This window comes from Parvibaculum sp. (assembly GCF_039973015.1).
In the GTDB taxonomy this organism is placed as follows: Bacteria; Pseudomonadota; Alphaproteobacteria; order Parvibaculales; family Parvibaculaceae; genus Parvibaculum.
Genome location: NZ_JBDWLT010000005.1, coordinates 54,878 through 68,349, shown reverse-complemented (window position 1 = coordinate 68,349; position 13,472 = coordinate 54,878). Strand labels below are relative to the sequence as shown.

At 61.2% G+C, this 13,472-nt stretch carries 11 protein-coding genes; 10 read left to right on the top strand and 1 reads right to left on the bottom strand.

What is annotated here, in order from left to right; genetic code table 11:
• The first annotated feature begins 100 nt into the window (after positions 1–100).
• From dusB to ABJO61_RS03735, 10 genes are all read left to right on the top strand, one after another.
• On the top strand, positions 101–1,129 hold the full coding sequence (dusB, locus tag ABJO61_RS03780; RefSeq protein ID WP_348322785.1) for a tRNA dihydrouridine synthase DusB: 1,029 nt from the start codon (positions 101–103) through the stop codon (positions 1,127–1,129).
• Positions 1,129–2,256 carry a nitrogen regulation protein NR(II) gene (locus ABJO61_RS03775; RefSeq protein ID WP_348322784.1) on the top strand — a complete coding sequence of 376 codons (1,128 nt, stop codon included), beginning with the start codon at positions 1,129–1,131 and terminating at the stop codon, positions 2,254–2,256. The genes dusB and ABJO61_RS03775 overlap by 1 nt, the downstream gene beginning before the upstream one ends.
• 14 nt (positions 2,257–2,270) lie before the next feature.
• Positions 2,271–3,713 carry a nitrogen regulation protein NR(I) gene (gene ntrC / locus ABJO61_RS03770; RefSeq protein ID WP_348322783.1) on the top strand — a complete coding sequence of 481 codons (1,443 nt, stop codon included), beginning with the start codon at positions 2,271–2,273 and terminating at the stop codon, positions 3,711–3,713.
• A 196-nt stretch (positions 3,714–3,909) separates the two neighbouring features.
• Positions 3,910–6,252 (top strand): PAS domain-containing sensor histidine kinase, encoded by a 2,343-nt coding sequence (locus ABJO61_RS03765; RefSeq protein ID WP_348322782.1) that lies wholly within the window; start codon positions 3,910–3,912, stop codon positions 6,250–6,252.
• On the top strand, positions 6,242–7,636 hold the full coding sequence (locus ABJO61_RS03760; RefSeq protein ID WP_348322781.1) for a sigma-54 dependent transcriptional regulator: 1,395 nt from the start codon (positions 6,242–6,244) through the stop codon (positions 7,634–7,636). The genes ABJO61_RS03765 and ABJO61_RS03760 overlap by 11 nt, the downstream gene beginning before the upstream one ends.
• 37 nt (positions 7,637–7,673) lie before the next feature.
• The gene (gene trkA / locus ABJO61_RS03755; RefSeq protein WP_348322780.1) at positions 7,674–9,050 is read left to right on the top strand and encodes a Trk system potassium transporter TrkA; all 1,377 of its coding nucleotides are present in this window, start codon (positions 7,674–7,676) and stop codon (positions 9,048–9,050) included.
• 28 nt (positions 9,051–9,078) lie between these two features.
• Complete coding sequence (locus ABJO61_RS03750; RefSeq protein WP_348322779.1) at positions 9,079–9,933, top strand: D-amino-acid transaminase; 855 nt, start codon at positions 9,079–9,081, stop codon at positions 9,931–9,933.
• A gap of 206 nt (positions 9,934–10,139) precedes the next feature.
• The gene (gene hfq / locus ABJO61_RS03745; protein ID WP_293330835.1) at positions 10,140–10,388 is read left to right on the top strand and encodes an RNA chaperone Hfq; all 249 of its coding nucleotides are present in this window, start codon (positions 10,140–10,142) and stop codon (positions 10,386–10,388) included.
• Between the two features lie 115 nt (positions 10,389–10,503).
• Positions 10,504–11,835 carry a GTPase HflX gene (gene hflX, locus ABJO61_RS03740; RefSeq protein WP_348322829.1) on the top strand — a complete coding sequence of 444 codons (1,332 nt, stop codon included), beginning with the start codon at positions 10,504–10,506 and terminating at the stop codon, positions 11,833–11,835.
• The gene (locus tag ABJO61_RS03735) at positions 11,832–12,665 is read left to right on the top strand and encodes an inositol monophosphatase family protein (RefSeq protein ID WP_348322778.1); all 834 of its coding nucleotides are present in this window, start codon (positions 11,832–11,834) and stop codon (positions 12,663–12,665) included. The genes hflX and ABJO61_RS03735 overlap by 4 nt, the downstream gene beginning before the upstream one ends.
• On the opposite strand, the gene mazG is transcribed toward ABJO61_RS03735, so the two are convergent.
• Complete coding sequence (gene mazG, locus ABJO61_RS03730) at positions 12,662–13,468, bottom strand: nucleoside triphosphate pyrophosphohydrolase (RefSeq protein ID WP_348322777.1); 807 nt, start codon at positions 13,466–13,468, stop codon at positions 12,662–12,664. The genes ABJO61_RS03735 and mazG overlap by 4 nt on opposite strands.
• Positions 13,469–13,472 lie beyond the last annotated feature (4 nt).

Sequence of the window (13,472 nt, the reverse complement as noted above, 5' to 3'; positions counted from 1 at the left end):
CGCACCCTGTGTGGCCCCAGGCAAGCAATTTGCCTTGCCGAAACTTTAGGCAACCGCTAAATTGGACAAAATTTGTGCAATTTTATCGAGTGCCCAAAGTTTGACCATCTCTATCGGCCCACACACGCTTCAAAATTCTGTTCTTCTGGCGCCTATGGCCGGGATAACGGACCTGCCGTTCCGCCGGGTTGCCCACAGCCTTGGCGCCGGTCTTGTTGTATCGGAAATGGTGGCGAGCGACGAGCTTGTCCGTGCCCGGCCGGATGTCGTCCGCCGGGCGGCGGGGGCGGGTGAATTCGAGCCGCTCTCGATCCAGCTGGCTGGCCGTGAGGCTCACTGGATGGCGGAAGGGGCGCGGGTAGCCGAAGCTGCGGGCGCGAATATCATCGATATCAACATGGGTTGCCCGGCAAAGCAGGTAACGTCCGGCCTCTCCGGTTCGGCCCTCATGCGCGACCTCGATCATGCCGAAAGCCTGATCCACGCAACCGTCGGCGCGACCGCTGTGCCGGTGACGCTGAAAATGCGCACGGGCTGGGACGAGACCAAGCGCAATGCGCCGGAGCTTGCCCTGCGGGCGGAAGCCGCGGGTGTAAAGATGGTCACGGTGCATGGACGCACCCGCTGCCAGTTCTACAAGGGCAGGGCGGACTGGGACTTCATTGCTGAAGTAAAAAAGGCGGTGTCCATTCCCGTCATCGCGAATGGCGACGTGATGAGCGAGGAAGACGCAAAATCGATCCTCGAAGCCTCCGGCGCGGACGGCGTGATGATCGGCCGGGGCGCGCAGGGGCGCCCCTGGTTCCTTGCTCAGGTCGCGCATTTCCTCGCAACGGGCGAGAAGCTTGCTGCTCCCTCATGGAAGGCGCAGGGCGAGATCACTGCTGCTCACTATCGCGACATGATCGAACATTACGGCGCGCCCCTCGGTGTGCGCGTCGCCCGCAAACACCTCGTCTGGTACCTCGAGGAAGCCTCGCGGCGCTTCCCGGAAGAAGCAATGGCAACGAAGCGCGCGGTTGTGCGCATGAATGACCCGCGGGATGTGCTCGCGGCCATCGCCTCGTTTTACGAGCAGGCAGGGGAGGCCGCCCCCGCAACCCCATCAACGAACAGGGAGGCGGCTTGATGTCGCAAGTGGTTCGCGCCTTTGGCCCCGGCGGCCCGCCGGAAGCGAATGTGATCCTGAAATCGATGCCGCATCCGGTCATCCTCGTGGACCGTGAAATGCGCATCGAATATGTGAACGATAGCGCCGAGGAATTCTTCGCCGCCAGTTCCGCCATGTTGCTGGGTCATCCGTTGAGCGAAATAGTGGCCTTCGGCAGCCCGGTTCTTGCGCTGATCGATCAGGTCTTCGAGCGTGGCGTGTCGGTGAATGAATACGGCGTCGAGATCGGTACGCCGCGCATCGGCGACCGCCAGGTCGATATCCAGGTGACACCGCTCACCGAATATCCCGGCCATGTGCTGCTGCTTCTGCAGGTCCGCACCATGGCGCAGAAGATGGACCGTCAGTTGACCCATCGTGGCGCCGCGCGCTCGGTCACCGGCATGGCGGCAATCCTCGCGCATGAGATCAAGAACCCGCTCTCCGGCATTCGCGGTGCGGCCCAGCTCCTCGAAATTTCGGGCACTCCCGAAGACAAGACGCTGACGCGCCTCATCTGCGAGGAGACGGACCGTATCTGCAAACTCGTCGACCGTATGGAAGTCTTCTCCGACGAGCGCCCCGTCCCGCGTGAGCCGGTGAATATTCATCTTGTACTCGGCCACGTGAAACAGCTCGCCGCAACGGGCTTTGCAAAGAACATCCGCATCCACGAGGAATACGACCCCTCGCTGCCGCCGGTGCTTGGCGACAAGGATCAGCTCATCCAGGTCTTCCTCAATCTCGTGAAGAACGCCGCCGAAGCGATCGGCGGTCCTGATGGCGAAATCGTCTTGACCACGGCCTACCGGCCTGGCGTTCGTCTTGCCATGCCCGGCAGCCGTGATCGCGTCAGCCTGCCGCTCGAAATCTGCGTGATCGATGACGGTGCCGGCGTACCCGACGATCTGATGGAACATCTCTTCGACCCGTTCGTGACGACGAAATCCTCCGGCACCGGCCTCGGCCTTGCGCTCGTCGCGAAGATCATCGGCGATCACGGCGGCATCATCGAATGCGAAAGCCTGCCGAGAAAAACAATATTCCGCGTGTTGCTGCCCATGCATACGGGCGCGACCGTGACTCATGATGAAACTGAGCACTGACAGGAGTGGCCCCCATGCCAAGCGGCACAATTCTTCTCGCGGATGACGATGCGGCGATCCGGACCGTGCTTAATCAGGCACTTGGACGGGTTGGCTATGAAGTTCGCTCGACCGGTAACGCGGCGACACTCTGGCGCTGGGTGAGCCAGGGCGAGGGAGATCTCATCATCACGGACGTGGTGATGCCGGATGAAAATGCCTTCGACCTCATTCCGCGCATCAAGCGCGCGCGGCCCGAGCTGCCCATCGTGGTCATGAGCGCGCAGAACACGTTGAAGACAGCGATCACGGCAGCGGAGCGCGGCGCTTATGAATATCTGCCCAAGCCCTTCGACCTCAACGAACTGATCCGCGTCGTTGACCGCGCCATGGCGGCCCCGCGAGAACCCGGCATTGCGCGGCAGCAGCCCGAAGAAGGCGAAAAGATTCCGCTGATCGGCCGCTCTCCCGCCATGCAGGACATCTACCGCGTTCTTGCCCGCCTCATGCAGACGGACCTGACAGTGATGATCTCGGGCGAGTCCGGCACGGGCAAGGAACTCGTCGCCCGCGCGCTTCACGATTACGGCCGCCGGCGCAACGGTCCCTTCGTCGCCGTCAACATGGCCGCCATCCCGCGTGAACTTATCGAGAGCGAACTTTTCGGTCATGAGAAGGGCGCCTTCACCGGCGCAAGCCAGCGAGCCACGGGCCGCTTCGAACAGGCGGAAGGCGGTACGCTTTTCCTCGACGAAATCGGCGATATGCCGATGGAAGCCCAGACGCGTCTTCTGCGTGTCTTGCAGCAGGGCGAATACACCACCGTTGGCGGGCGCACCCCGATCAAGACGGATGTGCGCATCGTCGCGGCCACGAACCGCGATCTACGTCAGCTCATCAATCAGGGCCTCTTCCGCGAAGATCTGTTCTTCCGCCTGAACGTGGTGCCGATCCGCCTGCCGCCGCTTCGCGAACGCACAGAGGATATTCCTGATCTCATCCGCCACTTCCTCGGCCAGGCGGAAGACGAGGGCCTGCCCCCAAAGACCATCGACTCCGAGGGTATGGAACTGCTGAAGCGCTATCGCTGGCCGGGCAATGTCCGCGAACTCGAAAACCTCGTGCGCCGGCTGGCCGCCCTCTACACGGAGGAGACTATCGGCTCCCACATCCTCGAAACGGAACTCGCCGAGCCCGATTTCGGCAAGCCCGCCACGCAGGCCGCTGTCGACGAGCCGCTCGCCTCCTCGGTCGAGCGGACGCTCAACCGCATCTTTTCGTCTCATGGCGACGACCTGCCGCCGCCGGGGCTGTACGAACGCCTGCTGAAAGAGGTCGAGAGGCCGCTTTTCAGCATGAGTCTGGCCGCCACGCGCGGAAACCAGATCAAGGCGGCGCACCTCCTCGGCATCAACCGCAATACGTTGCGAAAGAAGATCCGCGAACTCGACATCCAGGTGATCCGCGGGCTCAAATGAGGAGGGGCTGCTTTTGCCTTCTTCACGAGCCTTGTGTGACACTGATGTAAACAAGCAACATTGTGGTTGAATGGTATCGTCCGCCGATACAGAATGCCCCCCTGCCGCAGAGGGAGCGTGGCGAATCGGGCACAGGACAGATGCATCGGGGACATGAAGTCCCCCGCACCGCCTGGGCCGCCACGCAGGAACAGGCATGGTACCGACAGATCAGGCGCATGAACCCGGGGCGGACCGGGCCGGAAGCTGGGAAGGAAGGCTGTGGCAGTTTGTGAACCGCCGCCGCTTTTCCACGACCTTTTCTATCGGTCTGGTCGTCGTGGCGCTCTGCCTTGGATCATTCACCTATATGCTGCTGACAGGGCTGACGCCCTTCACGCCCACGCGGCCAGTCCTGATCTCGCTTCTGGTCGCGAACCTCGCTCTCGTTCTGATCCTTTTCGCGCTCATTCTCTGGCGCCTGATCCGGGTGATTCTGGCCCGCGTCAGCGGCACGGCGGGCGCCAAGCTCCATGCGCGCCTCGTCACCATGTTTGCCGTGGTGGCGGTCATGCCGGCGATCATCGTCGCCGTCTTCGCCGCCGTGACCCTCAACAGGGGCCTCGACACCTGGTTCGGGGAGCGCGCGCAGCTCATCATCTCCAATGCGGAGACAGTGGCCGAAGCCTATCTGAACGAGCACAGGCAGGTACTGCGCGGCGACACGCTGGCCATGGCGACCGACCTTGACCGTGAGGTCGCGCTTCTCGCGACCGAACCGCCCTATTTTCACCGCTTGCTCACCGGCCAGATGCGGCTTCGTTCTCTTCATGGCGCTTATGTCATCAAGTCCGACGGGCGCATTCTCGCGAAGGCGGGGGGCAGCGTCGATGTGGGCATGCCGGCAGCGGGCTATTTCGAAACCGCGAAAGCGGATGATGTCGCGCTTTTCATCGTCGAGGACCACAACCAGATCCGTGCGCTCGTGGCCCTGCCTTCGCTGGACGATACTTATCTCTATGTTGCCCGCTTCGTAGACGCGCAGGTGCTTGAACATCTGGCGGAGACGCGCGCTGCCGTCAGCGAATATGAGAGTCTGGAAACGCGGCGCAGCCAGTTCCAGATCACCTTCGCCCTTATTTATGTAACGGTCGCCCTCATCACGCTTCTGGCGGCGATCTGGCTCGGCCTCTGGGCGGCGAACCGGATCGTGGACCCGATCTCGCGTCTCGTGCGCGCCGCCGAACGCGTCAGCGTAGGCGACCTTCGTGCCCGTGTGCCCGTCAGTGGCACGGGCGATGAACTCGATATGCTCACAGGCGCTTTCAACAGGATGACGAGCCAGCTCGAAAGTCAGCGCAACGACCTGATCGAGGCAAACCATCAGCTTGACGAGCGCCGTCAGTTCACTGAAGCCGTTCTCTCTGGCGTAAGTGCTGGTGTGCTCGGCCTCGACAATGAAGGCCGGGTGACGCATGCGAACCGTGCGGCACTTCGCTTCTTCCGGCTGACGGAGGCAAAGCTTCTCGGCCGTGCCGTGGCGGCTGCGATCCCCGAAATGGCTGCCCCCGTGGCAGATGCGCGTGCGCATCCCGAGCGCACGGCGCAGGCGCAGCTCATCATTCCCGAAGGCGGCCAGGATCGTACTCTCAACGTGCGTGTAACGCGCGAAATGACGGATTCGGGGCAGGGCGGTTTCGTGCTCACCTTCGACGACATCACAGAACTTGTGCGCGCGCAGCGCACCTCCGCCTGGGCCGACGTCGCGCGCCGCATCGCGCATGAGATCAAGAACCCGTTGACGCCAATCCAGCTTTCAGCGGAACGTCTGCGCCGGAAATACGGCAAGGAAATTGCCTCCGATCCCGAAATTTTTGAGCAATGTACACAGACGATCATCCGTCAAGTGAATGATATCGGTCGCATGGTGGACGAGTTCTCCTCCTTCGCGCGCATGCCCTCTGCTTCGATGAAATCCCTCGACCTGAACGAGATATTGCGTCAGGCCGTTTTCCTGCAGCGGATCGGCCACCCGGAAATCGACTATGAACTCGTGCTGCCCCCGGAACAGACTGTCATAGAATGCGACGGGCGGCTGGTGAGCCAGGCACTGACCAATATTCTCAAGAATGCGGCGGAAGCGATCCGCGGGCATGACAATGAGGAAGATGAGGGTGAAGGCGAAAAGCGCGATCAAGGCAAGATTGGTCGCATCCACGCCACCATTGTGCAGGATGAGCAGAACGTCACCGTCGTTGCGACGGATTCAGGATGCGGGTTGCCGGATAGCAACCGGTCGCGGCTGACCGAGCCTTACATTACGACCCATGCAAAAGGCACCGGGCTCGGCCTCGCAATCGTCAACAAGGTGATGGAAGACCACGGCGGTGCGCTGGTCCTTGAAGATGCACCGGCGGCGGAGGGCTGGGAGAGCGGCGCACGTGTTCGCCTCGTTTTCCCGCGCCGGCGTCTCGTGGACGGCAAGGAAAAACAAAAAGCTGTGCGCAATGCGGAAAGCGTTGCCGGGGATGTAACCGAAGAGGCGGTTGATGGCGTCTGATATTCTGATAGTCGATGATGAAACCGATATTCGCGATTTGATATCGGGCATCCTGAACGATGAAGGCTATGACACGCGCAGCGCGGGTGACAGCGACAAGGCGCTCGCCGCCATTGAGGCGAGGCGTCCCGGTCTCGTCATTCTCGATATCTGGCTCCAGGGTAGCAGGCTCGACGGATTGGAGCTTCTGGATGTCATTCGCGAACGCCACCCGGACCTGCCGGTGGTCATCATAAGCGGCCACGGCAACATCGAGACCGCGGTATCCGCGATCAAGCAAGGTGCTTATGATTTCATCGAAAAACCGTTCAAGGCTGACAGACTGATCCTCGTTATCCAGCGCGCCATCGAGGCGTTCAAGCTGCGCCGCGAAAACAACGAACTGCGTGTGCGTGTCGGCGACGATACGACACTGGTCGGTGTTTCGCCTGCACTTGCGCAGGTTCGCCAGACCGTCGACAAGGTGGCGCCGACGAACAGCCGCATTCTGATAAGCGGTCCCGCCGGGGCGGGCAAGGAAGTTGTCGCGCGTCTTCTTCACTCGCGCTCCCGCCGCTCAAACCATGCTTTCGTCGCGCTCAATGCGGCGAACATGGCGCCCGAACGCATGGAGGCGGAACTTTTCGGCACCGAGGAAAGCGCTACCGGTCCGCGCAAGGTTGGCGTCTTCGAACAGGCACATGGCGGTACGCTTTTCCTCGATGAAGTGTCGGAAATGCCGCTCGAAACGCAGAGCAAGATTCTCCGTGTCTTGGTCGATCAGACCTTCGAACGTGTCGGAGGCGGCTCGCGCGTGAAGGTCGATGTGCGTGTCGTCTCTTCGTCGAGCCGTGATCTTCTGGAGGAAATCGGCAAAGGCCGCTTCCGCGAGGATCTCTACCACCGCTTGAACGTGGTGCCGATCGTCGTTCCGCCGCTGGCATCCCGGCGCGAGGATATTCCGCTGCTCGTGGAACATTTCATGGCCCAGATCTCCAACGCGACGGGGTTGCCGGTCCGCCGCGTCTCGGACGACGCAATGGCTGCGTTGCAGGCGCATGACTGGCCGGGCAATGTCCGTCAGTTGCGCAATAACATCGAGCGGCTGCTCATCCTGACCACGGGCGATCCGAGCGCGATGGTCACGGCCGATATGCTGCCGGCCGAGGTCGGCGCCTCCGCCCAGATGACGGTGAACGGTGCCGGTGGCGAGCACATCATGGCGCTCCCTCTCCGTGAGGCTCGCGAAACCTTCGAGCGGGAATATCTCATGGCGCAGATCAGCCGCTTCGGCGGTAATATCTCGCGCACTGCGGCCTTTATCGGCATGGAGCGTTCCGCGCTTCACCGCAAGCTGAAGTCGCTTGGTGTTGCGGCTGCCAACCGCCCGGACGTTCCGGCTTGATTTCCATCAGAATGCGTCGAAACGGGAAAGCCCGATCATGAAGGTAATAGTCTGCGGTGCCGGCCAGGTCGGATTCGGTATTGCGCGTCAGCTCGCTTCCGAACAGAACGACGTGACGGTGATCGACCAGTCGCCCCAGCTCGTTCACCAGATATCGGACACGCTCGACGTCCGCGCCATCGTCGGTCACGGCGCACATCCGGATGTTCTGGAGCGTGCAGGTGCTTCTTCCGCCGATATGCTGATCGCCGTCACCTTCCACGACGAAGTGAACATGATCGCATGTCAGGTCGCGCATTCCGTTTTTCAGGTGCCCACCAAGATCGCGCGTATCCGCTCGCAGAGTTATTTGCAGCCTGGCTTCCAGGATCTCTTTTCGCAGGATCACCTGCCCATTGATGTGATTATTTCGCCGGAGCTTGAAGTCGGCAAGGCAGTGCTCCGCCGTCTCGCCGTTCCGGGCGCCTTCGACATCCTGAACTTCGCGGATGGCAAGGTCAGCGTCGTTGGCGTCACGCTGGAAGAAGACTGCCCCATCGTGAACACGCCGCTTCGTCAGTTGACGGATTTGTTTCCCGATCTCAAGTCCCGCGTCGTCGGCATCGTTCGCAATGGCGAACTCTTCGTACCCCAGAGCGACGACCCAATGCTCGTCGGCGACGAAGCCTATTTCGCGGCGGACGTCCGCGATGTTCGCCGTACACTCGGCATCTTCGGCCATGAGGAAACGGCGGCACGCCGCATCATTATTGTCGGTGCAGGTAATATCGGCCTCCATGTCGCGCGCGAACTGGAAGCGAACCATGCGGGCACGCGCGTGAAGCTCATCGAGAACGACAGGGACAAGGCCGTGCAGGCCGCCGACAAGCTCAAGCGGTCCATTGTTCTCCATGGCAGCGGTCTCGATCCCGAGCTGTTGCAGGAGGCGGGCATCTCCGAAACGGAAACGCTCGTCACGCTCACGAACAACGATCAGGCGAATATTCTCTCCTGCGTCGTCGCCAAGCGCGAGGGTTGTCAGCGCACCATGGCGCTGATCAACAACAATACCTATGCACCGCTGATGCGCCCCCTCGGCATCGATGCCTTCATCAATCCGCGCGGCGCAACTGTCTCCACCGTTCTGCAGCATGTCCGACGTGGCCGTATCCGTGGCCTGCAATCGGTCCATGACGGCGCCGCCGAGGTGATCGAGGCTGAAGCACTCGAAACCTCGCCCCTTGTCGGAAAGCCGCTCCGTGAAGTGAATCTGCCGGACGGCATTCTTGTCGGCGCAGTAATCCGCAACGAGGAGGTCATTATTCCGAATGGCGGCACGGAAGTCGAGGCGGGCGACCGTGTGGTGCTCTTTGCCCGTTCCGATCAGGTGCGAAAAGTGGAGCAGATGTTCCGCGTCAGCCTTGAATTCTTCTGAGCCGCCCGGACCGGAGGAGGAATTTCCCTTGTCGCGCATCGCCTATGTAAACGGTCACTATGTCCGCCACGCCGAAGCGGGCGTTCATATTGAGGATCGTGGCTACCAGTTTGCAGACGGCGTCTATGAGGTTTGCGGTGTTCGCGGCGGTAAGCTGATGGATGAGACGCTGCATCTCGAAAGGCTCCAGCGATCGCTGCATGAGCTGCGCATGGAAATGCCGATGCCTCTTCCGGCGCTGAAACACATCCTTCGCGAAACGCTTCGCCGTAACCATGTGCTGAACGGCATGGTCTATTGCCAGGTGACGCGTGGTGTCGCCCCGCGCGATCATCCTTTCCCGGAAAACGCTCGCCCCTCGCTCGTCGTCACCGCGAAGCGGTTGAACGAAACGCGTATTGCCGTGGCCGTCACGCATGGAGTGGAAGTCGTCACCATGCCGGATCAGCGCTGGGCCCGGCGCGATATCAAGTCGATCGCTCTCCTGCCCAACATTCTCGCAAAGCAATCCGCGCGCGAGGCGGGCGCCTATGAGGCCTGGCTCGTCGATGAGGAAGGTTTCGTCACCGAGGGCTCCTCGACAAATGCCTGGATTGTGGATGGGGAAGGGCGGCTCGTTACCCGGCCCGAAGGCCCCGGCATCCTGAGCGGCATCACCCGCCGCGTACTTCTGCAGGCGGCGCGAAGCGAGGGCATAGAGGTCGTGGAGCGGCCGTTCACGCCGCAAGAGGCGAAATCGGCTCGCGAGGCTTTCATAAGCGCATCTTCGGCCATCATCATTCCCGTGATCCGTATCGACGGGCAAGCCGTAGGAAATGCATCGCCCGGATCGGTGACACTGCGGTTGCGTGAGGCTTATGGCCGGTTTGGCGAGCTTTCTTGACAGGAAAACGCCGGATGTAGCGAAAACCTTGCCGATTTGCAGCTGCGAATTCAATTTCGCACTTGCAGCATCAGGGGAAAAACCGGACTGTATCAAATGAGAGCCGCAGCCTGCCCCGCCATTCAGGAAGGGCAGTGCGAACAAAAACGCCGGACCCCTCGCGGCATGTGTCCGGCCCCACCCAACTCGATAAATGGGGCCTACCCATGAATGAAAAGACCCATAATCTCCAGGACACCTTCCTGAATCATGTTCGCAAGAACAAGACGAACCTCACCATCTTCCTGGTGAACGGCGTCAAGCTTCAGGGTGTCGTCACCTGGTTTGATAATTTTTGTGTGTTGTTGCGCCGGGACGGACATTCGCAGCTCGTGTATAAGCATGCGATATCGACGATAATGCCGGCCCAGCCCGTTCAGCTTTTCGAACCCGAAACGAACGGGGAAGAGGCCTGAAAGTCCTCCGCCAGAAGAGATCTTATTGAGCGACGAGACCGAGGATACGAATGAGACCCGCCAGCGCGGGGACAAGGGCTTTCAGGTAAACCCGAAAGAACCGACGAGAGCCTTTGTGCTCGTTCCCTTGCTCAAGTCTGCCGAACATCAGGCGAAGCGCGCGGGTGAGGCGACGCGCTCTCCTGAGTCGCGGCTGGATGAGGCAGTAGGCCTCGCCGCTGCCATCTCGCTCGATGTCGTCGGCTCCGCCATTGTGCCGCTGACGAAGCCTCGCCCGGCGACGCTCTTTGGCGAAGGCAAGGTCGAAGAGCTTAAAGGCCAGCTCGCCGAACTCCGGATCGAACTCGTGGTGGTCGACGGCTCTCTCGGGCCCGGTCAGCAGCGCAATCTGGAGCGCGCCTGGAAGGTCAAGGTCGTCGACCGTACGGGCCTCATTCTCGAAATTTTCGGTGAGCGTGCGCGAACGCGCGAAGGCACCCTGCAAGTCGAACTTGCCCATCTGAACTACCAGAAGAGCAGGCTCGTGCGCAGCTGGACCCATCTTGAGCGGCAGCGCGGCGGCTTCGGCTTCCTTGGCGGACCGGGCGAAACCCAGATCGAGGCCGACCGCCGCATGATCCAGGAACGCATCACCAAGATCGAGCGCCAGCTCGAAACGGTGAAGCGTACCCGCCAGCTTCACCGGAAGACGCGCCGGGAGGCGCCTTACCCGGTGGTTGCCCTCGTCGGCTACACCAATGCGGGAAAATCCACGCTCTTCAACCGGCTGACCGAGGCGGGGGTCTTTGCCGAGAACCTTCTCTTCGCCACGCTCGATCCGACGATGCGCGGGCTTCTTCTTCCAAGCGGCCGCAAGATCATTCTGTCCGACACGGTGGGCTTCATTTCGGATCTGCCGACGCATCTCGTCGCCGCCTTCCGCGCAACGCTGGAAGAAGTGCTGGAAGCTGAGGTCATTCTCCATGTGCGCGATGCCGCGCATGAGGAAACGGATATCCAGAAGCGCGATGTCGAGGACGTGCTTGCTTCGCTGGGCGTAACGAAGGAATCCACGGCTGAAAACAATCAGCATGTTGTCGATGTCCTCAACAAGATCGACCTGCTGCAAGGTGAGGTTCATGACGCCGCGGTCAATCTGGCCGAGCGTGAGCCGCTCACCGCTGCCGTGTCGGCCTTGACCGGGGAGGGCGCTGAGGAGCTTCTCTCCCTCATCGACAGTCTCATCGTCGATGAGGAACATGTTGTTCATTTCGACTTGCCATCCGGCGAAGGCGAGGCCATTGCCTGGCTTCATGCAAACGCCCATATCCGAAGCCGCGAGGATGACGAAGATGGCGTCGTCCATCTGGATCTCGGCCTGACGCCTATTGTTGCTGGCCGCTTTGAAAAGCGTTTTCCCGATCTCTCGCGGCGGCTGGGAGAAGCATCTGCCCTCGCGGTCGAATGAACATGGACAAGCTGACGGATGATGTTTCAACGCTGTTGAAACAGGCAGCGGCGGAGATCGTCATGCCGCGCTTTCGTGCACTTGCCGCGCATGAGATCGAGGAAAAATCCAAGGGCGACCTCGTGACCATCGCGGATCGCGAGGCGGAGCTCTGGCTTTCGCCCCGTCTCGAAAAGCTCGTCGCCGGCTCGCGCGTATTGGGCGAGGAGGCGGCAGCCGCCGATCCCGCCTTGCTTGAGCATCTCGAAGATGACCTGCCGCTCTGGACCGTCGATCCCGTGGACGGGACGGGAAACTTTGCCGCCGGCCGGGAAACTTTCGGTCTTATGGTCTCGCTTGTCGTGCGCGGAGAAACCACCCATGCCTGGATATACCTGCCGGTGATTGACGCATTCGCCGTTGCGGAGCGCGGTGCGGGCGCATTCTGGCGCGACGCATCGGGTGTGCGGCGTCTCGATGCGGGCAGGGCGCCCGTCACCCCTGGGGAGCAGCGCGCGAGTTTCTATGTTCGCTTCATGCCTGATGACTGGAAAGCGGGCATCGGCGCCTATGCGACGGGTGTCGGCTCCGCGACATCGTTTCTCTGCTCCGCCGTGGACTATACAAATGTCGCGCGCGGGCTTCACGACTTCGTCACCTATCATCGCATGCTTCCCTGGGACCATGCGCCGGGAACGCTGATCCTGCGTGAAGCAGGCGGTGTCGTGCGGAACATCCAGACGGGCGAAGACTACGCGCCGCGAACCCTGAAAGGGCCCCATCTCGTTGCGCGCGATGAAGAGAGCTGGCAGAGAGTGGCGGAAGAAATCAGGAGAAACAGGCGCGGCTAGATTTGCCGTTCCTCTTCCTTTGCCTCGTCCCAGAGGGCATCCATTTCTTCGAGCGTCGACTCTTCGGGGCGCTTTCCTGCCGCCGCGAGCTTCTGCTCTATACGTCCGAAGCGCCGGCGGAACTTTGCGTTCGCCCGCCGCAGCGCTGTTTCAGGATCGACCTTCAGGTGTCGCGCAAGATTGGCATAGACGAAAAGCAGGTCGCCCATTTCGTCTTCCAGCCGGTCGTGATCGCCACCCTTGGCAAGTTCCTCGGAGACCTCAAGCATCTCCTCGTTCAGTTTTTCGATCACCTGTGTCGTGTCTGGCCAGTCGAAGCCGACGCGCGCGGCACGGTTTTGTAATTTGATCGCGCGAACAAGGGCGGGCAGCGCGCGCGGCACATCGTCGAGAATACTCTCCGCCCTTTTGCCTTTCGCGGCTTTTTCCAGAGCCTTGATCTCTTCCCAGCGTCCCTCGACTTCGCCCGCGCTTCGCTCGCCTTCATCGCCGAAGACATGCGGATGACGGCGGATCATCTTCTCGCAAATCGCATCGACGACATCGCGAAAGCCGAAGTTTCCTTCTTCCTCTGCCATCTGCGCATGAAACACGACTTGCAGCAGGAGGTCGCCAAGCTCGTCCTTCAGGTCGTCCATGTCACCGCGCTCGATGGCGTCGGCGACTTCATAGGCTTCCTCGATGGTGTAGGGCGCAATGCTCGCATAGGTCTGTTCAAGATCCCACGGACAGCCGCCGTCCGGATCGCGCAGTTTCGCCATGATGGCGAGCAGCCTTTCGATCCGTCCGGTGTCCTGGGTCATGCAA